We start from the raw sequence: 21,750 nt of genomic DNA, 5'->3' as shown, positions 1-21,750 counted from the left end.
GAAATATTCCCATAATTATTTTGATATAATAAATGCTGTTTTAATTGCTATACTATTACTTTGTTCTCTACCATTGATAGTACATCTAATAAGCATTCTCCTCTTGAAAAAACAAAAAAGGAGCGCTTCGTTAATAACGTTTTTCGCTCCCTACTAATATTCTACTGAAAAAATCATAACGCGACATATGTGGCTAAGTAATCTAACAATTGCTGTTGAACTGCCTCTATTTCTTTTTGACTACTATTTGTTGTTAAATTCATTGCAAGCTCGCCACCCTTCGCTAGGTGTGTTGCCATGGTTTGAATTTTTTCATTTGTAATAGCAGAGACATTCTTCTCATCCACTATCGCAAGCTCCTCCTCCAACTTACTTCTATCATCCTCAGAAATTGCTTTATCAAATTGAGCACTTGTTACGATTTGGAGAACAGAATAATAAATAGCTGGCGATCCTTCAATAACAGCTTTCTCTTCCTTAGAGACATTATTTACTTCTTTCCCATTAAAAATCATCTCTTTTGCATAGGATCCTTCTACTTCCTTTTGCCAGATTTTCGCATCTTCTAAATTACTCGTAACCCCTAACAGAAGGAACTGTTTTTCTTCTAAAGGAATAATTTGGCTAACTGTCCCTTCTTCTGTTAATTTTTTTTGATCATTTTTTGCTCGCTCTTCATTAGAAAAAACATTCGCTTGAAGGACATATGTGCTAATATCTGCTTTTGTAGCACTTTCCGTAGCAGAAGAAGCTTGTCCATCATTATTTTGAGAAATATTGGCTGAAGCAGTTATATTCCCATTTGTCGTGCTAGTCTGATCACTACTTACCATGTTTAATAAAATAAACCCAAAGCTAGTTCCTAATATGACTGCAAAAAAGACGGCAAAGAAAATAGAAGCTACAATCTCCTTAGGCAAACTCTTTTTTTTGCCTTCTTTACTTTTAACACTCTTTGAAAAAGATGTTGGCTTGTCCTTTTTACTCAAAGGTGATTGAAAGCTAAACATGCTTTTCTCTTTATTTTTTGCTGGCATTTCCTCTGGTGCAGGAAGAATCCAATCAAAGCTTTCTTCTAGCTCTGCTTCTTGTCCAGCTGCAGACTCTTCGCTAAAAACAGTATCTTCCTTTTTTTTATTATTTTGGTCCTTATGAAAAACAGAAGGTTCATTCCGTTCCATTGTTTCATCTGTATCCTTTTTTTGGAATGGACGGTCTTTTCCGTTGATTTTTATCGTTATCGTTTTGCGATTCTCCGGTTTTTCATTCACTCGTCCTACCCCCATTTTCATTTATTTTGTTTATCCTATCATATAAGCAAAAAAAAATAACAAGACTTTTGTCGTCTTGTTATAGAATGATTTCGTCAAATTATTTAATTATTCGCCATTAGTTAGCAAAAGGATTTATTTTATTGCCAGGTGACGGAACATCTAGTTTAGGCAAGCTTTCTTGTAAATCTACTAGTTCCGGCATATAGAAGACGGAAAAAGTAACATAAAATGTTACTAACTGATTTTCTTCATCTGAAACAGTCGTTTTTTCTTCTTCACCAGAGAAGTTTATATTTCTTACTAATACAATCCGCTCATTATTCTCCATTTCAGATATAAACTTTTCCAATCCAAAGTAGTCCTGTGCTTGTATTTCAAGAGTAGCAGTCATCTCTTTCATCCCAGAAGGCATTTCTATAGATGAAAGCTCCGTTTCCTCGGAATTCTCCTCTTTCGTCTCTTCCTCGGTTTCTAGGCTTGTGCTTTTATCAAATTGTTGTTGTAATATCCCGATATCATCCGTAGAATCAACTTCTACCTCACCATCACTAAATACCATATTCTGTATCGTCGTTTCTGAAAGTAGCTCTGCTTTTTCGATATCGATTAACAGTTGATCTGTTAGCGGTTTTATCGGAACACTTTTTTGCAATTCAAATGTATTTTTTTCTCCAGATTCTTTCTTCTCTTGAATATTTGTTTCTATCACTGATAATAGCTGTTGCTCTGTCTCAATCTGATCATTTTTTTTATTATTTTCAACAATCTTAGGCTGTAAATAAAAGAAATACATTCCTGCTAAAAAACAGAATATAATCAGCATACTACTTATGGTAAACAATCTATGCCTATCAAGGTTCATGAATTAGAATCTCCTTGTTCCTTTTCTTGCTGATCCATTTGCTCCTCCTCTTTAATCGTTTCTTTATTTAGGAAGATTTGAAAAGAACCAATGTATCTTTGTACATCTTGCTCTGTAGAAAGAGCTCCTTCATCAACAGAAGTAGTAATGGTCGTTGTTGATAGTTTAGAGAGTGTAACATCAGTAATCCACGCTGAATCCATTAATCTCTTTAAATAATAGGCAGCTTCTCTAGTTGTATCAAATTGAGCCTCTAATTGAATTGTTCCATCTTCATTATAAAGAAAAGATAGAATAAACCCCCGCTCTGGTAGGTAGGAAGTTAACTCTCTTATTACTGGAACGGTTTTTAAAGGATAGTCCTCTGCCCAAATGACTGCTTTTTCTAATTCTGCTGCAGCATTTGAATTTTCATAGGTAGTAAGCAGCGTTTGAGATGATTCCACTTGTTCCTTCATTGTATTTACTTGTTTTGCCAATTCATCATTCTTTTTCTGAATGGATTGGCCAATAAACAGCATCACAATTATACTAAGCAGTGCCACCCCAGCAAAAATAAAAAGAATATAAACGGATTTTTTACTTCTTTTTTCTCTTTTTGGGAGTAAATTGATATCCACTAACATCTATTTCACCTCTTTTAAAGCTAATCCTAAAACAAGGTGAAAGCCACTTGGCAAAGATCGCTTAAATCCAGTTAATAGGCTATCTACTTCTGGCATAATAATAGGCAGCTCAAAACGAGTAGATAATTCTTCTTTCATGGATGGTAGCATAGGGTGATCACCCGTCAAAATAATTTTCATCAATTGTTCTCTTCCTTGATGAATAGAATAACGATAAAAATCCATTAATCGGTTTACTTCTCGAAAAATATTATCGTATTCAATCATGAGCTCCTCGATATCTCCTTGAAAGAAAAGCTCTGATTGCTGTGACCGATTTACTCGAATTTCCCAATCCTCGCGTATAAAGGTAAGCGGCAAAAAGTGGGCAAAAATCGGATATCCATGTTCAAAAATAGTTATATTCACATTTTCTAAATCCATATGTACAAATAACAGTCTCTCCTCTTTGGCAGCTGTATAAAGTCGTTCATATATACGGAAGGCTGCTAACGAGGAAATATCTGCAGCAACTGGATATAGCTTTGCTTCTGTTAGAGCATCCACATATTCCTGAACTAATTCTGCTTGTGCAGCAATGAATAAAACTTCCTTTTTTTCGTCTTCTTCTTTTAGAACAACCGTATCAAAGACCGGCTCTTCAAATGGGAGATGGATGGATGTGCCAATTTCTAAGTATAAATACTCTTTTAATTCATCTTCTTTTATATCTGCTGGAATGGATATTTTCCGAATAATAATTAGCGCATCAGGAACGACCATCTGAATGTCCCTTTTCTTTATTTTCCAAGTCTCCGCACATTCTTCTAAAATTAACTGCAAGCTTTCTTTATTGACCACTTTTCCATTTCTAATGATACCTTCTGCCAAAATCCTTTCCCCCCATTTGATTGGTTGAGGAGGATTAATTTGTTTCATTTCCATATATCGAATGGAATGATCATTAAAAATGAGCTGGACAGTTCTTTTGTTTCGAAACAACCCCATATGATATCTCCTTATATGTTAAGAAGTTGAAAGTAAAAATCTAGTAACTCCAATCCATAAAAATAGGCGATAAGCGTGCCTAAAACAATATATGGACCAAACGGAATTGGCTCCCTCTTCTTAAATTGCTTTAATAACATTCCAATTATACCAATTAAAGCACCAAATAAGGAAGCAAGGAAAAAAGCTAGTAAAACTAATTTCGGACCAAGGACAAAGCCAATGACTGCAAACAGTTTGATATCTCCGCCGCCCATGCCACCTTTACTAATAACGGCAAGGAATAACAATAAGAAAAAGCCAACAGCTGCCCCTGAAATAGAGAAAACCCAAGAATTTTGGGGAATGAATATTTTTTCTATAATAAGGAGGATGGAAAATACAATCAATACCTTATCTGGAATGATCATATAAGCAAGATCGGACACCAATATAATCATAAGCAAGGAGATAAGTGTCCAAGCAACAAAAAGTTCAGTTGACCATCCTAATTTAACTGGTGCCAAAATAAACAAAAGACCGGTTATCAATTCGACAATCGGGTAAATAGGGGAAATTGCAGTCTTACACTGACTGCATTTCCCCTTTTGAAAAATATAAGATAATACAGGTATTAATTCATACCAGCTTAAAGTATGTCCACATTTTGGACAGGCTGACCGCGGAGCAACAATCGACTGATTAACAGGGACTCTTAGACCGACTACGTTAAAGAAGGAGCCAAAGAGGAGTCCGTATAGGAAGATTAGTAATAGCATTATTATTTACCGAGCTTATTAATTGGCTTCAGTTATAGGTTCAACTTCATCCCTAGCTAATTCTGCTTCTGCTGTTTCGTCTATTTGTCGTTCATTACCAACTAATTTAACAGTATAACTGTATTTACCTTCCGTACCTTTTGTAATTTTCACATAAGAACCAGTATCATCAGTTTCAGAAGTGCCTTTCTCATATTCTCCACCATCTGGATCTTTCACTACATCTAAATAACCCTGTTCCTCTAAATAAGCCATGGTGATAATCTTCGAACCCGAACTCGGCAACAACCCAGTATCAGCCGATACAGCCAATTTAGCAGAATTAATCATTTGCTGTGCGTTTGCCACATGAGCATCTTTCTTTGTGTTGTCGATTATTTTCCCAACACTCGGAACAGCGATTGCTGCAATAATTCCAAGAATAACGACAACTGCTAATAGCTCAATTAACGTTAAACCTTTTTGATTTTTTATACGATTTATTATTTTTTTCATTTTTTATTGCCTCCCTAGTACTTTTTTACTATTCTAAGTAGTACTTTAGCAGATTCTCTTTTTAAAAGGAAGAATTATTTTTTTGGAATATTACATATTTTTCTTAGTAATTATCCACTTGGTTAAAAATTTCAAACATTGGTATCATCAGCGCGGAAACGATAACCCCAACAAGGCCAGCTAAAAGAACAATTAATAAAGGTTCCAAAATGGCTTTTAGTCGATCTGTACTAACTTCCACTTCTTTTTCATAAAAGTCAGCAACTTTCCCAAGCATGAGGTCTAAGGAGCCTGTCTCCTCCCCAATGGCAATCATTTGGGTAATCAGAGGGGGAAAGGCCCAGTGCTTTTTCATAGGCTCAATAAGCGACTGACCATTTTCCAATGCAGCATGGGATTTATGCACCACTTCTGCAATTACTTTATTTTCTACTACTGATTCAACAATGGTTAATGCTTGCAATATTGGGACAGAACTAGAAAATAACGAGCTTAGTGTACGTGTCATTTTTGCTAGTTCTGCCTTCTGTAGTAGCTTCCCAATAACCGGCATCCTTAATACCGCATAATCCAAATAATATTTAGACGTTTCATTATTTCGAAGCAGTATAAACACAATCGTAATTAGTATCACCACAAATGCAATTAACCACCAGTAAGATTGGACAAAAGCACTTGCATCTAGCACAAATTGGGTAATGAACGGCAATTTTCCGCCTAAACTAGCAAACATTCCAACAAAAATTGGCACAACATAAATTAACAAAAAGACGACAACAAAAATAGAAAGTAATCCAACAGCCGCCGGATAAGCAAGTGCAGAAATAATCTTTTGTTTTGTAAAATGCTGTCTTTCGTAATGGATAGCTAATCGTTCAAGTGTTTCATCCATATTACCACTCGCTTCTCCAGCTCGAACCATATTGATGAACATTGGCGAAAATACTCTCCTGTGCTTTTCTGCAGCATTAGACAGAGGATTTCCTTCCCTTAAATCCTCTTCCACTGCTTTTAAAACCTTTCGTAGTACTTTACTTGAGGTTTGCTCTGCAAGTATTCTTGTGGAATCGATAATGGAGATTCCTGCAGACAAAAGCGTTGCAAACTGTCGTAAATAAATGACCATATCCTGCAATTTCACAGGATTGCCAATGACAATATCCTTTGTAAAGAATGATTCTTTGACTTCCATTATTTCTGTAACTCGAATACCTTGTTCCCTTAGTGTCAATAATGCCTCACGCTTTGATGATGCATTAATGCTTCCCTCTCGTTTTCCTTGTATCGTTCTACCGGTATACTTAAATCGAGCCATTAATTGACAACTCCTGTAAATATTGCGCAGCTAAATCTTGATGAATATGCCCAAATTGAACAAGCTCTTTAATGCTATTTTCTAATGTTATCATTCCTTGTGATTTGGATGTTTGCATAATATTCATGATTTGATGTATCTTCTCATTACGAATCAAATTAGCCACTGCTGAATTGTTTAGAAGAATCTCCAAAGCAACGACTCTGCCTCTTTTATTGGCTGTCGGGAAAAGGCGTTGAGACACAACCGAAACTAAGACAGAAGCTAATTGAATTCTAATTTGTTGCTGTTGTTCTGGTGGAAACACATCAATTATTCTATTTATTGTTGCTGGTGCTCCAGAGGTGTGTAATGTTCCCAATACGAGATGACCCGTTTCCGCTGCAGTAATTGCAGTTTGAATCGTTTCTAAATCTCGCATTTCCCCTACTAAGATTACATCTGGATCTTGCCTTAATGCAGCACGCAGCCCATTTGCAAAATTATTTGTATCAAAGCCAACCTCTCGTTGGTCAATAATCGACATTCCATGTGAATGATAATATTCAATTGGATCTTCAAGAGTAATAATATGCTTATGGGATGTCTCATTTAAATACCGAATCATTGCTGCTAAAGTGGTCGATTTCCCGCTACCAGTAGGACCTGTTACAAGTACAAGACCTTGTTGTTTTTCCGCTATTTTACGTAGTATAGCTGGCATACCAAGCTGTTCAATCGTCGGAATGGCTGTTGGCACAATTCTCAAGGCAATGGATACTTGTCCACGCTGTTTAAAGATATTGACTCTGAAGCGAGAAAGACCCTTTATTTCATAGGAGAAATCTAATTCCCCTTTTTCTAAAAAAGTTTCCCATAACGTTTCAGGAGCAATTTCCTTTGCCATTCCTTCTGTTTCAGCTTTCACCAAGCTTTTTTCACCAATCCTTTTCAATTCTCCATTTATGCGGATAACAGGCGGTATCCCTACCGTTAAATGAACATCAGAAGCTCGATTTTCATAAGCAGTCTTCAAAATCTCATCTAATTTCTCTTTCAAGATATTCCCCTCTATTCAGGAAGAACGACTCTTAGTACTTCTTCCGTTGTTGTAATCCCTTGTTTCACTTTTAATAACCCATCATCAATTAAAAACACGGTTTTATCCTTTTCTGCTTGCTCTCTTACCTTTAGAAAAGATTCACCGTTCATGATCAATTTTCTTATCTCTTCATTCATAACTAGGACCTCATGAATCGCGATTCGGCCGCGATAACCTGTCATATTACAAGAAGAACAGCCTTTTCCGCGAACAATATGCTCAATAGACATACCTCTTCTTGCAAAAATCTCTATTTCTCTTTTGGTAGCCGCTTCTTCTCTTTTGCAATCTCGACATACTTTTCTTACTAATCGCTGTGCAACGATTCCATTTAAAGAAGATGCTACTAAGAATGGCTCTACTCCCATATCAATTAAGCGGGTAATCGTTCCTATAGAATCATTCGTATGAAGAGTACTGAGCACTAAATGACCAGTTAAGGAAGCGCGAATGGCCACTTCTACTGTATCCTTATCACGAATTTCTCCGACCATGATAATATTTGGATCCTGCCTTAAAATAGAACGCAAACCAACTGCAAAGTCCATGCCTGTATTTACATTTACTTGAATTTGATTAATCCCTTCCAATTGAAATTCTACTGGATCTTCAATTGTTAAAATATTGACTTCCTCATTATTCAACTGATTTAATGCTGCATATAAAGTGGATGATTTACCTGATCCTGTTGGACCTGTTATCAACACAATCCCATTCGGCTTCTGCAGCATTTTATTAAATAATTGGAGATTGTAGGGATGAAATCCAAGCTTTGTAATGTCATTTAAAGCACTCCCTAAGTCAAGTATCCGCATTACAATTTTTTCCCCATATACAGTCGGGATGGAGGAAATGCGCAAATCTACTGGGTGCAATTCCAGATTAAACTTAATTCTGCCATCCTGTGGTAGACGATATTCGGTAATATCAAGATTAGCCAATATTTTTATCCGGGCAATCAAAACACTTTGCATATGCTTTGGCAAAATTCTTTCTGTGCGAAGAACTCCATCAATCCGATAACGAATCGTTACCTTTGTTTCATGGGGATCAATATGAATATCACTTGCTTTTGCATGAATAGCATTTGTTATTAGCTGATTGACTAGCCTAATAATGGGAGAATCTTGAACAACATCTAAATCAACTTCTTCCTCTTGTTCCACAGGAAAAAGCAATTCTTTAAACTCATCATCCACATCATAGTATTTATTAATGGCCCGAATAATATCATCTCTTGTTGCTATTGCCGGCTCAATTTGAAATCCAGTCGTTAGGCGAAGGTCGTCAATGGCAAAATAATCCATAGGATCCGCCATCGCAACAAAAAGTTTATCTCCCTCAATTTTTAAAGGAATAAGAATATTTCTTTTGGCTGTTTCCTTTGGTACGAGTGAAAAAAGATTTTGCTCAAAAGGATACCGATATAAACTAATATGAGGAATTCCAAGCTGAAATTCCAGCACTTCTATAAGCTGCTGTTCCGTGATTAATCCTTCTTTAAGCAAGGCATCTCCAAGCTTTTGATTAGAACTTTTTCTAGCCAATGTCTCGTCTAATTGTTCTTGTGTTATCAGATTAGCCTCTATTAATAAATCCCCTAGTCGTTTACGAGTATTCTTCATTATCATCTTCCTTTACCTATTTGGTATTATGTATGAAAAACGATATTTTCCTTAATGGATGTTACTTGGCTATTTTTCAATAATTTGGTCATCATCTATCGAATCGTTTAGATCATCATCTTCCTTTTCCTGATCGATTTCTTGATTTGGATTATTCTCTTCGTCCATTGTGGATTCTTCTATTGCAGGATCATTTAAATCTTCCTCTATTGGTGCCTCTTCGCCATCTTCCATACTATCTGTTTGCTCTATGTCCTTGTTATTTGGCAATCCTCGAACTTCTACCCTATAAATAGGTGGATAATAGTCCGTAGCGATTGATTCTCTTTTTACCTGATCTCCGTTTTTATCCAGTACTTCTTTGATGACACCAACAGAGATACCATTTTTCCCTTCCTGTTTAACCTTTACCTGATCGCCCTCAAGCAAAGAATCAAATTGGACAATTGTTTTTGGTTCATATTCTTCCTTCTCCTCTATAACAATCTCATAACGGTTCGGAAATTCTTGCCCCTTTAATTGAAGGATTAATTGATTCTCCTCTACCTTAAGAGCGATAAGATAAGCATGTTCATTTGGATTAGTAAAGCGTAAATCTAGTTGACTACGAAAGCTTGCTTTCGCTTCATAACCAACATCTACATAATCAGGAAGCTCCTTGCTTATTGTACGCTCTCTTATGTCAAAATTGGTTTGAAGAACTAATTGATAAATACCTGTTGCCAGTATACTTACCGTTTCATCCTTTGCGCCTTTCTGATTTACATCCTCTAATAATCCTAATAAAGAAAAAGTTGTTTTTGGTAATATAGTGATTTCTTTAATAGTTGGAATAACGGATTCCAATTCTTCTATTTGATCAGGCACTGTCATTTCGACGGTATTTAACAAATCTTTGCCGGAAACATAGGAGGCAAAGTATTCTTCTACAGCTATTTTCTTATCTACTTGAAGAATGGATGCAGCTTCTAATAATGCTGATTTGAAAAGATCAATATCGATATCTTCCATAGAAAACGAATTATACTGTTCCAATTCCGTTTGTAAAACTTCTTCCCTTACATTTACAACAAAATCATTTGCACTGTTTTCCGTTATATTCTTTAGTGTTTCTTCTACATCAAAGACAAATATATCATTACTTATCTGAACCGTTTTTTCTTTATATTGAAACTCATATATAGCATTGGCTTTCCAACCAATAAGATGATTTTCAAGCATATTTTTTGCCTCTAATTCTGTTAATCCTCCAATGCTTATCCCAGCTACACTTGTATTTATGGGGTAAAGCTCTTCTTTATCTGCCTTCTGAAAGGCGTAAACACCTAAACTGGTGCCTCCAAAAAGGAAAAATGTTGCTATAAAAAGCCTAATAAATAAAGTGAAAGTTTTTTTATCCATTCTGTATTCTACCTTTCTAAAAAAACGGCTTTAGAGACTCCTTTTGTTTGCACTTAAATTTTCAGATCAGTTTTTAATCCTTATCTTTTGGTAAATTACTGTTGTCTAAAATTCTAATTTTTTCTAACCTCTCTAAATATCGTCTGTTTGGCTTTTCTTCTATTTCCTCTAGTTGTTCTTCCTCTTTATCATTATCTTTATTAGCATTTAATTCTTCTAAAAAAGCTTCAATCGAGTTTTCCCTGACCATTACATTATCATTTTTCCAATAATCCTCTTTTGGATGAGCCTCGGTAGTATTTAATGTAGCATAGACCCAATCCTTTTCCTCTTCTTGCTTATTTACATTCTCTGTTTCCTCTGAAGAAACCATTACACTAAAGTTGTTGTCCACTTTAATGGGCGGAAATTCTTCTTCCTTAATAGGTTTTCGTTCGGATTGTTCTACTTCTTCCACTATTGTGTTAGATGTTATTTTCCCCTCTTTTTTTAATGCAGGCTTCCCTTTATCCATAATTAACAGCTCTTCTTCTAATTCTATATTCTGCTTATTCATGTCTTTTGCCGTATACGTTGTAATGTATTCACTATGTATTTCTTCTTTAAAGAAAAAACGAGCGCTTTTTTGCATTAATAAAGGTAGCATCAAAACTAAAAGCAACAGACTACCTAAACTAATCATATAATTCTCATATAAATATTGAACAGCCAAGCCGATATTTGATAGCACAAAAGCAACCACAACCACTACAAATCTTCCCTTGATTGTCATACTAGAAGGAAAAACAACAAAAATTATTGTAATAATTAGTAAACAAACGATAGAGATTAATAATACTTGCATTTTAATCACCACTATTCTAAATAGTAAGAACAAACTAGAGTTTATTTATTTTCCAATGCATTTAGTCCTACAACTTTTCGTTTTTTCTTATCCTATGTATTGTATAATAGAATCAATTATTTTAAAAGAATAGGTCAATAGTTTCACATAATATTTTTCTTATTCTTTCTCTTTTAAATTTTCCATTTAGGAGTGGAGGCAAAAGCATGCCGTTTAAGCGTTTCATACAAAATGATAAAGGCATTTCATTAATAGAAATTTTAGTTTCGATTGTTTTGTTAAGTATTCTCATTACGTCCTTTCTCACTTTTTTCCCTCAAGTATCTTCCTTTAATAAGAAGACAGATGAGAGGTTAACAAGTGTTACACTAGCAAAGAGTTGGTTAGTCCAAGCACAAAATAGTGAAAGTACTTTATATAAACAATTGATTAATCTAACAGATAATCCATCAGCTTCAATAAATGCAAACAATTTGCCATTATTAACAAATATAAACAGAAATTCAGATGCTATAGAATTAATCTTTAAAGAAAATAACTATTTTATTCATCTTTATCTATATTATCGGGAGGAAACATTAAAGGGAGCAAATACGCTTTATAAAATACGCATTGACGTTTTTGATGAACAAGATAAATTAAACAGCAATATATACGGATATATTACGAAAAAATAAAAGGGAGAAAAAAGATGACGATTCAAAACGAAAGAGGATTTACTTTAATTGAATTGCTAGTTTCTATTGCACTCGGTTCGATTGTGCTAGTCCTTATCTATCAGTTCTTTTTTCAAGGAATTCACTTCTCGAAAGTAGTCAATGATAAAACCTTATTACAACAAGAAGCGAACTATATGGTTTCAAGTATGACAAAAATACATCAAACCTCTGATTCGTATTCTATTACATTTGATCAAAATCCAAATGCATCGTATATTACGGTGGATGGGAAGCAAAAGATTACCTTTCAGAATAAAAAATTCCGATATGAATTGATGAATAAAAATGGAACAAATAATAGCTATATTCCTAATGCATTTACTGTTAATCCTCTCAAAGAGGATGTCATCCTAACCATTAAAATTACGAGCAAAGATAAGGAAAACCAAACCTATCAAACAACCGCAACCTTATCACGATTAAAATAGAAAGGAGGGAATTTGTCATTGCGTTATTTTAACGAAAAAGGAAATACACTTATATTGATTCTTGTCCTTATATCCGTCTTTAGTATTCTTTATATCTCCATTGTTGGTGTATCGATTACTAATTCTAAACAGATTACGATAACAGAAGATAATGCACAAGCTGTTTCCATTGCCGAGATGGGAATCACCTATTATAAAACAGCCTTATACAATAAAAGTAGCGAAGTAAAAGCAAATAGTGCTTTTAAGGATAGTATCAATCAATCGATTTCAAAACAAATAAGTGACACATTCGGAAAAATTACAGCTAATAATAAGGAAACTACAGAAGCAGAAATCAATAAAGTAGATTATTTTAATAAATTAACTGCAATTGCTTCCAATCAATATATGGAGAAAATAAAAACGGAACTAGAAACAATAAATCGTAACTTTTTTCAAAACGTAGCTGTTTCTGTTGATAGTTCGGCGGGGAGCTCTTTTATTATTTCAAATATAAAGCAAACTAGTAATCAGGATGGGATTACCTATACATTTGATAGTAAAGGAATCGATGGGGATAAAGAAATCACATTATCATCGGTCTTTACCATTCCGATAAAACTTGATCCTATTGTATTGGAAACAGAAGCTAGTACAGAAACAGGAGATGGTACTAGTGAGGGCAACACTGACACTTCAGATGACCAAGCCACTGTAAAGACAGGTTTGACTGGGAACGATGTTCAAGATCCTGGAGTATTGACAGCTTGCGGGAGTGAGGGTGAATTTCCAAATCAATTTTCAAGCAAGTGTCAATATAACAAAAACACAACGATAACCAACAATACAAGCATTACTAATAGTGCAATTTTAAAAACGAATGGTACTTTAACAATGTCCAATATTAATCAGTTTACTGATTCAACAATATATACAACTAATGATTTCTATTCCACTGGTAATATAAATGGGATTTCTTCAATTAAAATTCATGTAGGTGGAGAGGCGAAATTTAACAATTTAAACAGTTCCTTAAATAATTCAATTATTGAAGTAGCAAAGGATGGAACTTTCGAAAACATCAGTACAATTGACTCCTCTATTTATGTTGGTGGGAAAGCTACCTTTAGAAATGGAAATAGCTTCACAAAGACCAAATTAGAAGTAAAAGGTAATTTTGAAAGCAAAAATTGGAATAATACATCTGATAGCATTATTTCAATTGGCGGCACAGCAGAGATCGATAATATAAATAGTTCCTTTAGTAATACAGTTCTTTCAATAAAAGGAACAGCAACTATCAATCATATTAATAACCCTGGAGATAATAGTATAATTAGTATTTTAGGGAATGCAACCATTTCTACTATAAATAACCCCTCAAAAACAGCTATTTATATTGGCGGTGATGGGACAATTAACAATATAAATATGGGCAATGATTCAAAAATATGCGTAAGAGGCACTATAAGTAACCCTGGAAACTTTAATCTAAATGGAAATGGCAAAGTATATGCTTCGGCAATATCTTCTGATACAAATAACAACAATAGAAGTAAAATTGACACGAATCCTACTAATTTTGCAACGAATTGTAATAGTGGATTTAGCGATGGGGATGAAAATGATGGAGGAAGTACTGCACCAGAAACTGTTTATATACCAGCGATTGCCAATGATTTACGAGTAGAGGATAGTGAAATTAATGTCGATTATAATTATTAATTTCAGAGAATCTTCCCTATTTTAATAAATATGTATGTAAAGAAAAAAGGAAGATTATTTAAAATTCTTCCTTTTTCTTTTTTTATTCCAGTCATTTCACATAACTGCCAACACGGTTACGCCCTGCTCTTTTTGCTCCCACATATAATGCTCTATCTGCATGTCGAATCAATGCCAACGACTCATCGGCATCTTCTGGAGCATAAGCTAACCCTAGAGAAGCTGTGATATTTACATTTTTTATTTTTTGACAATAGTCTATATTTTGTTGAATAACAAAGGGTCTAGATGCAATCATCTTGCGGATAAACTCAGCTAGATCAAGCGCTTCTTTTTTTGCAATATTGGTCAGAAGAATCACAAACTCTTCTCCTCCGTATCTAGCAACAATTCCGTGGTCACCAATAAGCTTTTGAATTCTTTTAGCAAAAGCTTTTAATATTTCATTTCCTGCCTGATGACCATATTGATCATTTATCGATTTAAAATGGTCAATATCTAGCATAATCAGCGCAAGATTGTCCAATTTCTCCTCATTAAGCTCCTTGAACTGGTCACTTAATAGCTTTTCGAAATAGCGGTAATTATACAGCTTGGTTAAAGCACATTTCTCACTATTTTCCTTTGTTTGCTCAAAGTACTTTGCATTTTCTAGCGCAATGGCAAATTGGGTACATAAAAGATCCAATACCATTAATTTTATATTGGCAAATGCCTTCTTTTTTTTACTTCCCAATAATAATACACCAATCACATTTTTATTTTTAATGAGCGGCATGCATAATACACTTTGAATTCCTTCAGGCATATAGCCCTTATTTACATTCTGCCAATCTTGCTTAGAATGAAATACACTTGATTCCTTGGAGGCTAACACTCGACCACATATACCCTCGTTTTCATGCATCACTTCAGAAAAAATTGGTAGCTTTTCCTGTTGCTCCACACGCGAAATCATTTCTAATTGATTATTTGCATTTACTTGATGGATAAACACAAAATCAACTTTAAATAACTCATATAGCTTTTCAATAAAAAACTCAACGGTTTCATTCACATATAAGTTTTGAGAAAGTTGATGTCCAATTTCTGCTGTTTTTCTTAAATAGTCATTGGCAGTTTGACTTGAATGATACAGCTTTAAAATGAGCGATAGGCTTATAAAGGGTACACCTATTAGAAGTAATGCAGCTAGCCCCACATATTGATACATAATATATAACGCAATACCTACTGGATAGGTAATAACCGTTGTGAATATTTCCCATATTAAATCTTTTTTAATGAAACGATCTTTTCTTTTATAGATAAAACGGTCTATCAAAAAGATTCCCAACGTATTAAGCAACAAATAGGAAACAAGATACAGACTTATCAAAACAAATAAATGGAAATTGAAAGCTAAATCGAATCCGTGTTTTCCTCCAAAACTATAGTAGATAATGCCACTAAAAAAAGAGACAAGAAAAAACATGATTGAATTCATAGGCAAACGAAAAAGTGTCTTTTTATCCAACTTCGCTTGATATAATACTGCTATTAACGCAATTTGAACGAGGATAATTTCAAAAAATAATCCGAATATTAGAAAAACAGACAATGTCGCCCACTGTAAGAAAAATACCGGCGTACCATTTATGATCATTGGCATACTCGCCACAACTGTCATAAATATTAGAAATGCAAGAATCTCCCATTCATTCCCCCGAATTTGCGGAGGATAGATATTATGAGAGAACCATAGACCAAAAGGGAGAAGGAATATCCAAACTGCCCATATTATTTTTTTATAGCTTGGTTTTACCATTCTCTTCCCCCTTCTTTTGAACCAATATATTCGTATTGCAAGTATAATAGCTATTCATTTTGTTATAATATATCGTTAAATAGAGAATATTTTACCATATTCTTAAAATTCCCACATTTCAAACCTGATAAATATATACTACCCTTTTCTTTCCTAATAATCTAGATATTTTTTTTGATATAGTTATTTTTTGAAATTTTTCCAAAATGTCTTAACTTCTGAAATAAAATACAAGGACCCAGTTATAAGGAGCATCTCATCCTTTTCAATGTTTTCCATATGTTCAAGAATTGCTTTTTTCCAGTCAGTGTTTTGGTACCTGAATGGATGGTTACTTTCTTTATATAATGTGCGACAATCGGCAGCTCTTGGAAAGTCAAATGTTACAAAGGTAATCGTTGAAGCAACTTGATCAAGTTTAGTGATCATTTTATCTGTTTTTTTATCAGAGAGTGCTGCAAAAATAATTTTTTTCTTCTTCCCTTTATAGCGATTTACTAATACATCCACTAATGCCTCGATTCCTTCTTCATTATGTGCACCATCTAATACAACTAGGGGTTCTTCTGAAATAATCTCAATTCTCCCTGGCCATTGAGACAGCATTAAGCCCTTTCTAACACTTTCATCATTAATTGAAACAAATTGGTCACGTAAAAGCTCGGCACCTATTACTGCCAATGATGCATTTTCTATTTGATGCTTCCCAAACATTGTTATTTGCAAATCCTCCCATTTAAAAAATGGAGACATTAAGTTAAAAGATTCCGTTGTAGACTTCGAATGATAGCCAGCTATCGTAAAATCTTTATCCAATAAGTAAATTGGTGCTTCCATCTTGTTAGCCTGTTTTACAATGACAGCTTGCGCCTCTTTTTGTTTAACAGCCGCAATAATAGGGGTTCCCTTTTTTATAATTCCAGCTTTCTCAAATGCAATTTGATCATAAGTGTCCCCTAATATTGCTGTATGGTCTAAGCCGATACTTGTAATGATAGAAAGTAGTGGGGAGATGATATTGGTTGAATCAAATCGACCTCCTAATCCCACCTCATATATAACGATATCCATTTTATGCATATAAGCAAAATAGTAGAAAGACATTGCAGTAATGATTTCAAATTCGGTTGGACCGCCAATTTCCATTTTGTCCATTTCTTCCACAATCGGATGCAATTTATTAGCTAATGTGAGAATTTCTTCGTCGCTAATTGGGTTTCCATTCACACTGATTCTCTCATTGAATTGTTCTATGTAAGGAGATGTAAAGGTTCCAACTGTTAATCCTGCTTGTTGAAGAATATTTCTTAAATAAGTAACGGTAGACCCTTTTCCATTTGTTCCACCTATATGAACTGTTTTTATCTGTTTTTCTGGATGATTTAGCTTTTCCATCATCATTTCCATTCTAGTTAACCCAGGCTTTATTCCAAAACGCAAACGAGAATGAATCCAATTTAATGCTTCTTCATAACTATGAAACATTGCTACACCCTCTTTTATGAATAATGATTGTTATGGTACATCTATACTTACCTTTATCTAGTATCATCTTAAAAAGTAACTGCTTCATCCATAGAAGAAGGGTGCCTCAAAGGTTTGGATAGTGGAGACACCCTTCTTTCAACTATGAAATTAACCTTTTAATTCATTTATACGTGCTTCTACTGCTGCACGCTTTTCTAAATAGTCTTTCTCTTTTGCTTTTTCTTCGTTAATCACCTTTTCTGGCGCTTTTTTCACGAAGCCTTCATTGCTTAATTTCTTTTGAACACGTTCTACTTCTTTATTCCATTTCTCTAGCTCTTTATTTAATCGAGCTATTTCTTCTTCCATATTAATTAAACCTTCTAAAGGAAGAATGATTTCAACACCTGTTACTACAGCTGTCATCGCTTTATCCGGAACAGCAATATCTGTATCGATACTTAATGTTTCTGGATTACAGAAACGCTCAATAAAAGATTTATTTTCAAGGAGCGTAGCTTCTACCTCTTCATCTTTAGCTTTTAATAAAATACTGATTTTCTTGCTCATTGGTGTATTAACTTCCGCACGGCTATTACGAACAGAACGGATAATCTCCACAAGCAATTTCATATCATTAGCAGCCTTCTCATCTGTAAACGCAGGATTTACCTCTGGCCATTTCGCAATAGTAATCGATTCGCCATCATGCGGAAGGTTTTGCCAGATTTCTTCTGTGATGAATGGCATAAATGGATGTAATAAGCGCATTGTATTATCAAGAACATACGCTAAAATCGAGCGAGTTGTCAATTTAGCCGCTTCATCTTCACCATATAATGGAAGCTTCGCCATCTCAATATACCAGTCACAGAAATCATCCCAGATAAAGTTATAAAGAACTCTTCCTACTTCTCCAAACTCATAGCGATCAGATAGACGTGTTACTGTTTCAATTGTTTCATTTAATCTCGTTAAGATCCACTTATCTGCCACTGATTTTTCGCCTGATAAATCAATTTCATCATAAGCTAAACCATCCATATTCATTAATGCAAAGCGGGAAGCATTCCAAATTTTATTTGCAAAGTTCCAAGTTGATTCAACCTTTTCAATGCTGAAGCGCAAATCTTGACCTGGTGAGCTTCCTGTTGATAAGAAATAGCGTAAGGAGTCTGCACCGTACTTAGCAATAACATCCATTGGATCTACACCATTTCCTAAAGATTTACTCATCTTGCGTCCTTGCTCATCACGAACAAGTCCATGGATCAGTACATCTTTAAATGGTCTCTCTCCAGTAAATTCTATCCCTTGGAAAATCATACGAGATACCCAGAAGAAAATAATGTCATATCCAGTTACTAATGCAGCAGTAGGATAATAACGCTTATAGTCCTCTGCCTCTGTATTTGGCCAATTTAATGTAGAGAATGGCCATAACGCTGAACTGAACCATGTATCTAATACATCTGTATCCTGCGTCCAATTTTCAATATCTGCCGGCGCTTCATGGTTTACATAGATTTCTCCTGTTTCTTTATGATACCAAGCAGGAATACGATGCCCCCACCAAAGCTGACGAGAAATACACCAATCGCGAATATTTTCCATCCAGCGCATATAAGTGTTTTCAAAACGATTTGGCACAAAGTTTACTTTTTCTTCTTCTTTACCTTGTAATGCAATTGCTTCATCAGCCAATGGCTGCATTTTAACAAACCATTGAGTAGATAGATATGGCTCTACTACAGCACCGCTTCGCTCTGAGTGTCCAACTGAATGCATATGCTCTTCAATTTTGAATAGTACGCCCATTTCCTGTAAATCTTTTACGATTTGTTTACGACATTCGAAACGATCCATTCCCTCATATTTTCCTGCACGCTCATTCATTGTGCCGTCTTCATGCATTACAAGAATTCTTTCTAGATTATGACGATTACCAACTTCGAAATCATTTGGGTCATGGGCAGGAGTCATTTTAACAGCACCTGAACCGAAATCCATTTCCACATAATCATCTGCAACAATCGGAATCTCTCTACCTACTATTGGCAAAATTACTTTCTTGCCAATTAGATGTTGGTATCTTTCATCTTTCGGATGGACAGCAACACCTGAATCGCCTAGCATCGTTTCTGGGCGAGTTGTTGCTACTTCAATATAACCAGTTCCATCTGCTAAAGGATATTTCATATGATAGAATGCACCTTGTACATCCTTGTAAATTACTTCAATATCAGAAAGAGCTGTTTTGGTAGCTGGGTCCCAGTTAATAATATATTCGCCGCGGTAGATAAGCCCTTTCTTGTATAAAGAAACAAACACCTCGCGAACTGCTTTTGAAAGACCTTCATCAAGCGTAAATCTTTCTCTAGAATAATCTAAGCCTAATCCTAATTTAGACCATTGTGCACGAATATGGCTTGCATATTCCTCTTTCCATTTCCATGTTTCTTCTACAAATTTTTCACGGCCAAGATCATATCTGCTAATCTTTTGGGCACGAAGCTTTTCTTCTACCTTTGCTTGTGTTGCAATACCTGCATGGTCCATACCAGGTAACCATAATACATCATAGCCTTGCATTCTTTTCATTCTTGTTAAAATATCTTGTAATGTTGTATCCCATGCATGCCCTAAATGCAATTTACCTGTTACATTTGGAGGCGGAATTACGATTGTATAAGGATTTTTCCCTTCATCTGGCTTCGCCTCAAAAAACTTGCCTTCTAACCACCAATCATAGCGACCCTTTTCAATACTTGCTGGATCATACTTTGTCGGCATGGAGATTTCTTTCATTTCCATCCTAATTTCCTCCTAATCTTGTTCCTTTGTCCTTTTTAAAGCAAATAAAAAAACTCCACTCGTCTGAAAAGGACGAATGGAGTTTGTTCGCGGTACCACCTTTTTTCCAACACAAAAAGTGCTGGCTCTTTCAAAGATGATATCGGATACTGTCCGTCTTTTACTAATAAGCACACCGTTCGCAAAAGAAGCTCGAGGGCTACCTTCCAATGGGTTGAATAGAAATCTCGCAGCAGATGATTTCCTCTCTTTGAAACAACGTACATTGTACTACTCCCCGTCATTGCCTTAATAATTTATTTATATATGCTATACTACCGAAAAAAACTAATTCTCGTCAATAAGGATTGCCGATTTTTTTTCATTTTATTCCTATCTATTTTTTGTTTATCTTTAATATATGTGCCTGGGAAAAGATCGTTACAAATTTAGGAACAATAATAGACCCAAGATTTTAATCCTGAGTCTCTGCTTGTTCCGCTTGTTCTGCCGCTTCTTGCTGTGCTTTCTTTTGTCTTTCTATTTCATCTACTCGCATCACAACATATTCTGTATTTTTTAAAAGCCAATATTGTTTAAGTAGTTTTTGTGCATATTTGCGTTCATTGATCGCTTTCTTATCTGCTTTCATATATTTCTCACAAATACGAAGAACTGGTCCTGGATGAGCCAAATAACTTAAAAACAACAGCATTTCATCATATTTTAAAGGATTATGATTGAAATACGTATAAAGCCACTCAATACAGTCCTCATTTTGCTTAGGTGCTGTCCTCAAGGAACGGGACAGAAACGGAAGCAGGTCATGGCTTGCCGATCCATATCTAGCATTTTCAAAATTAGTAAAGTAGCCATACCCTCTATCATCATAAAGAAAATGTTCTGGTGATATTTTCCCGTGGATAATGGCGACTCTTGCCTTTTCATCCTCTTTCGTTTCCTCATACCATTCCTTCAATTTAGTCTCTGAATAAATCAAAGCCTGCCGAATGTCATGATAATACATACAAAACATTAACTCAAACGGTGACATATATTCTTTATTTTCACATTGCTCAATAAAACCAGCTAGAAACTCTTGTTCTTTCTCCATTTCTAATTGTGTATTCTCAAAATGCTCTTGTCGATCTTCCTTTTCAATTTTTACTTCTTTAGAACTTAAAATATGGAGCCTTGCTAGCTCTCGAAACATTTGTTGATGTTTCTTGAAATATGTTTCTCTTTCTTCATTTGGCAGCCAAGGCATTAAATAATACAATTGATTGTCATAAAGAATCGCATATCTTCCATCCACCGCTGGATATATTGGCACAATTCGATTATACCCTTTTTGATACAGCATTCTTATATGACGTGTAAAATCAGCCCCATTATGAGGATCAATTCGTTTTAACGCAAAAGTACCTTTATTGCTATATATTTTGGCAACTTTGCCAAACTCTTCAACAAAATTCGGTACTACTGCGTATGATTTTAAGATAGGTGAATATTTGTTTAATATATTTTTTTCATTCATATCCGCCCACACTTTCTTATCAAG

At 34.9% G+C, this 21,750-nt stretch carries 18 protein-coding genes and 1 other annotated feature; of the genes, 3 read left to right on the top strand and 15 right to left on the bottom strand.

Going from position 1 to position 21,750, the window contains the following annotated elements; genetic code table 11:
- Positions 1-173: 173 nt before the first annotated feature.
- The 11 genes from ACTNDN_RS00330 to ACTNDN_RS00280 all read right to left on the bottom strand — a co-directional run bounded on the left by ACTNDN_RS00330 (position 174) and on the right by ACTNDN_RS00280 (position 11,268).
- Entirely contained in the window at positions 174-1,271 is a 1,098-nt protein-coding gene (locus tag ACTNDN_RS00330) for a hypothetical protein (RefSeq protein WP_441130408.1), read from the bottom strand.
- 118 nt (positions 1,272-1,389) lie between these two features.
- Complete coding sequence (locus tag ACTNDN_RS00325) at positions 1,390-2,136, bottom strand: hypothetical protein (RefSeq protein WP_048716622.1); 747 nt, start codon at positions 2,134-2,136, stop codon at positions 1,390-1,392.
- Complete coding sequence (locus ACTNDN_RS00320; protein ID WP_031537092.1) at positions 2,133-2,762, bottom strand: hypothetical protein; 630 nt, start codon at positions 2,760-2,762, stop codon at positions 2,133-2,135. The genes ACTNDN_RS00325 and ACTNDN_RS00320 overlap by 4 nt, the downstream gene beginning before the upstream one ends.
- Positions 2,763-3,749, bottom strand: coding sequence for a type IV pilus biogenesis protein PilM (pilM, locus tag ACTNDN_RS00315; RefSeq protein ID WP_251627444.1), 987 nt, complete (start codon positions 3,747-3,749; stop codon positions 2,763-2,765).
- 11 nt (positions 3,750-3,760) lie between these two features.
- Positions 3,761-4,507, bottom strand: coding sequence for a prepilin peptidase (locus tag ACTNDN_RS00310; protein WP_441130406.1), 747 nt, complete (start codon positions 4,505-4,507; stop codon positions 3,761-3,763).
- 18 nt (positions 4,508-4,525) lie between these two features.
- The gene (locus tag ACTNDN_RS00305) at positions 4,526-5,002 is read right to left on the bottom strand and encodes a competence type IV pilus major pilin ComGC (protein ID WP_349204805.1); all 477 of its coding nucleotides are present in this window, start codon (positions 5,000-5,002) and stop codon (positions 4,526-4,528) included.
- 103 nt (positions 5,003-5,105) lie between these two features.
- Positions 5,106-6,317: a type II secretion system F family protein gene (locus tag ACTNDN_RS00300; protein ID WP_349204803.1), complete on the bottom strand. Its 1,212-nt coding sequence runs from the start codon at positions 6,315-6,317 to the stop codon at positions 5,106-5,108.
- Positions 6,304-7,356, bottom strand: a complete 1,053-nt coding sequence (locus ACTNDN_RS00295) for a type IV pilus twitching motility protein PilT (RefSeq protein WP_441130404.1) — start codon at positions 7,354-7,356, stop codon at positions 6,304-6,306. The genes ACTNDN_RS00300 and ACTNDN_RS00295 overlap by 14 nt, the downstream gene beginning before the upstream one ends.
- An 11-nt stretch (positions 7,357-7,367) precedes the next feature.
- On the bottom strand, positions 7,368-9,023 hold the full coding sequence (locus tag ACTNDN_RS00290) for a GspE/PulE family protein (RefSeq protein WP_349204801.1): 1,656 nt from the start codon (positions 9,021-9,023) through the stop codon (positions 7,368-7,370).
- Positions 9,024-9,092: 69 nt separating this feature from the next.
- Positions 9,093-10,424 carry a VanW family protein gene (locus ACTNDN_RS00285; protein ID WP_031537084.1) on the bottom strand — a complete coding sequence of 444 codons (1,332 nt, stop codon included), beginning with the start codon at positions 10,422-10,424 and terminating at the stop codon, positions 9,093-9,095.
- Between the two features lie 73 nt (positions 10,425-10,497).
- Positions 10,498-11,268 (bottom strand): hypothetical protein, encoded by a 771-nt coding sequence (locus ACTNDN_RS00280; RefSeq protein WP_441130401.1) that lies wholly within the window; start codon positions 11,266-11,268, stop codon positions 10,498-10,500.
- Positions 11,269-11,474: 206 nt separating this feature from the next.
- On the opposite strand from ACTNDN_RS00280, the gene ACTNDN_RS00275 reads away from it, so the two are divergent.
- From ACTNDN_RS00275 to ACTNDN_RS00265, 3 genes are read left to right on the top strand one after another with little or no spacing between them, the layout of a single operon-like run.
- Positions 11,475-11,945 (top strand): type IV pilus modification PilV family protein, encoded by a 471-nt coding sequence (locus ACTNDN_RS00275; protein ID WP_031537081.1) that lies wholly within the window; start codon positions 11,475-11,477, stop codon positions 11,943-11,945.
- Between the two features lie 14 nt (positions 11,946-11,959).
- Positions 11,960-12,415 carry a PilW family protein gene (locus ACTNDN_RS00270; RefSeq protein WP_441130399.1) on the top strand — a complete coding sequence of 152 codons (456 nt, stop codon included), beginning with the start codon at positions 11,960-11,962 and terminating at the stop codon, positions 12,413-12,415.
- An 18-nt stretch (positions 12,416-12,433) separates the two neighbouring features.
- A complete protein-coding gene (locus ACTNDN_RS00265; RefSeq protein ID WP_031537079.1) occupies positions 12,434-14,122 on the top strand; it encodes a hypothetical protein in 1,689 nt (562 codons plus the stop codon).
- A 91-nt stretch (positions 14,123-14,213) separates the two neighbouring features.
- Here ACTNDN_RS00265 and ACTNDN_RS00260 read toward each other — a convergent pair whose 3' ends face one another.
- The 4 genes from ACTNDN_RS00260 to ysxE all read right to left on the bottom strand — a co-directional run bounded on the left by ACTNDN_RS00260 (position 14,214) and on the right by ysxE (position 21,726).
- Complete coding sequence (locus tag ACTNDN_RS00260; protein WP_441130397.1) at positions 14,214-15,929, bottom strand: sensor domain-containing diguanylate cyclase; 1,716 nt, start codon at positions 15,927-15,929, stop codon at positions 14,214-14,216.
- Between the two features lie 183 nt (positions 15,930-16,112).
- The gene (locus tag ACTNDN_RS00255; protein WP_441130395.1) at positions 16,113-17,414 is read right to left on the bottom strand and encodes a bifunctional folylpolyglutamate synthase/dihydrofolate synthase; all 1,302 of its coding nucleotides are present in this window, start codon (positions 17,412-17,414) and stop codon (positions 16,113-16,115) included.
- A 150-nt stretch (positions 17,415-17,564) separates the two neighbouring features.
- Complete coding sequence (locus ACTNDN_RS00250) at positions 17,565-20,210, bottom strand: valine--tRNA ligase (RefSeq protein WP_441130394.1); 2,646 nt, start codon at positions 20,208-20,210, stop codon at positions 17,565-17,567.
- Positions 20,211-20,275: 65 nt separating this feature from the next.
- Positions 20,276-20,503, bottom strand: a binding site (T-box leader).
- A 161-nt stretch (positions 20,504-20,664) separates the two neighbouring features.
- Complete coding sequence (gene ysxE, locus ACTNDN_RS00245; RefSeq protein WP_031537072.1) at positions 20,665-21,726, bottom strand: spore coat protein YsxE; 1,062 nt, start codon at positions 21,724-21,726, stop codon at positions 20,665-20,667.
- Positions 21,727-21,750 lie beyond the last annotated feature (24 nt).

The organism is Niallia sp. HCP3S3_B10 (assembly GCF_052064465.1).
In the GTDB taxonomy this organism is placed as follows: domain Bacteria; phylum Bacillota; class Bacilli; order Bacillales; family Cytobacillaceae; genus Niallia; species Niallia hominis.
The sequence above is the reverse complement of the archived record's forward strand: the minus strand, read 5'-3'. Positions and strand labels throughout refer to the sequence as shown.

What these genes read in the sequence shown, in the direction of transcription:
- ACTNDN_RS00325 (WP_048716622.1), bottom strand. Translation starts at nt 2,136, where the DNA reads ATGAACCTTGATAGGCATAGATTGTTTACCATAAGTAGTATGCTGATT.
- ACTNDN_RS00320 (WP_031537092.1), bottom strand. Translation starts at nt 2,762, where the DNA reads ATGTTAGTGGATATCAATTTACTCCCAAAAAGAGAAAAAAGAAGTAAA.
- pilM (WP_251627444.1), bottom strand. Translation starts at nt 3,749, where the DNA reads ATGGGGTTGTTTCGAAACAAAAGAACTGTCCAGCTCATTTTTAATGAT.
- ACTNDN_RS00310 (WP_441130406.1), bottom strand. Translation starts at nt 4,507, where the DNA reads ATGCTATTACTAATCTTCCTATACGGACTCCTCTTTGGCTCCTTCTTT.
- ACTNDN_RS00305 (WP_349204805.1), bottom strand. Translation starts at nt 5,002, where the DNA reads ATGAAAAAAATAATAAATCGTATAAAAAATCAAAAAGGTTTAACGTTA.
- ACTNDN_RS00300 (WP_349204803.1), bottom strand. Translation starts at nt 6,317, where the DNA reads ATGGCTCGATTTAAGTATACCGGTAGAACGATACAAGGAAAACGAGAG.
- ACTNDN_RS00290 (WP_349204801.1), bottom strand. Translation starts at nt 9,023, where the DNA reads ATGAAGAATACTCGTAAACGACTAGGGGATTTATTAATAGAGGCTAAT.
- ACTNDN_RS00285 (WP_031537084.1), bottom strand. Translation starts at nt 10,424, where the DNA reads ATGGATAAAAAAACTTTCACTTTATTTATTAGGCTTTTTATAGCAACA.
- ACTNDN_RS00280 (WP_441130401.1), bottom strand. Translation starts at nt 11,268, where the DNA reads ATGCAAGTATTATTAATCTCTATCGTTTGTTTACTAATTATTACAATA.
- ACTNDN_RS00275 (WP_031537081.1), top strand. Translation starts at nt 11,475, where the DNA reads ATGCCGTTTAAGCGTTTCATACAAAATGATAAAGGCATTTCATTAATA.
- ACTNDN_RS00270 (WP_441130399.1), top strand. Translation starts at nt 11,960, where the DNA reads ATGACGATTCAAAACGAAAGAGGATTTACTTTAATTGAATTGCTAGTT.
- ACTNDN_RS00260 (WP_441130397.1), bottom strand. Translation starts at nt 15,929, where the DNA reads ATGGTAAAACCAAGCTATAAAAAAATAATATGGGCAGTTTGGATATTC.
- ACTNDN_RS00255 (WP_441130395.1), bottom strand. Translation starts at nt 17,414, where the DNA reads ATGTTTCATAGTTATGAAGAAGCATTAAATTGGATTCATTCTCGTTTG.
- ACTNDN_RS00250 (WP_441130394.1), bottom strand. Translation starts at nt 20,210, where the DNA reads ATGGAAATGAAAGAAATCTCCATGCCGACAAAGTATGATCCAGCAAGT.
- ysxE (WP_031537072.1), bottom strand. Translation starts at nt 21,726, where the DNA reads ATGAATGAAAAAAATATATTAAACAAATATTCACCTATCTTAAAATCA.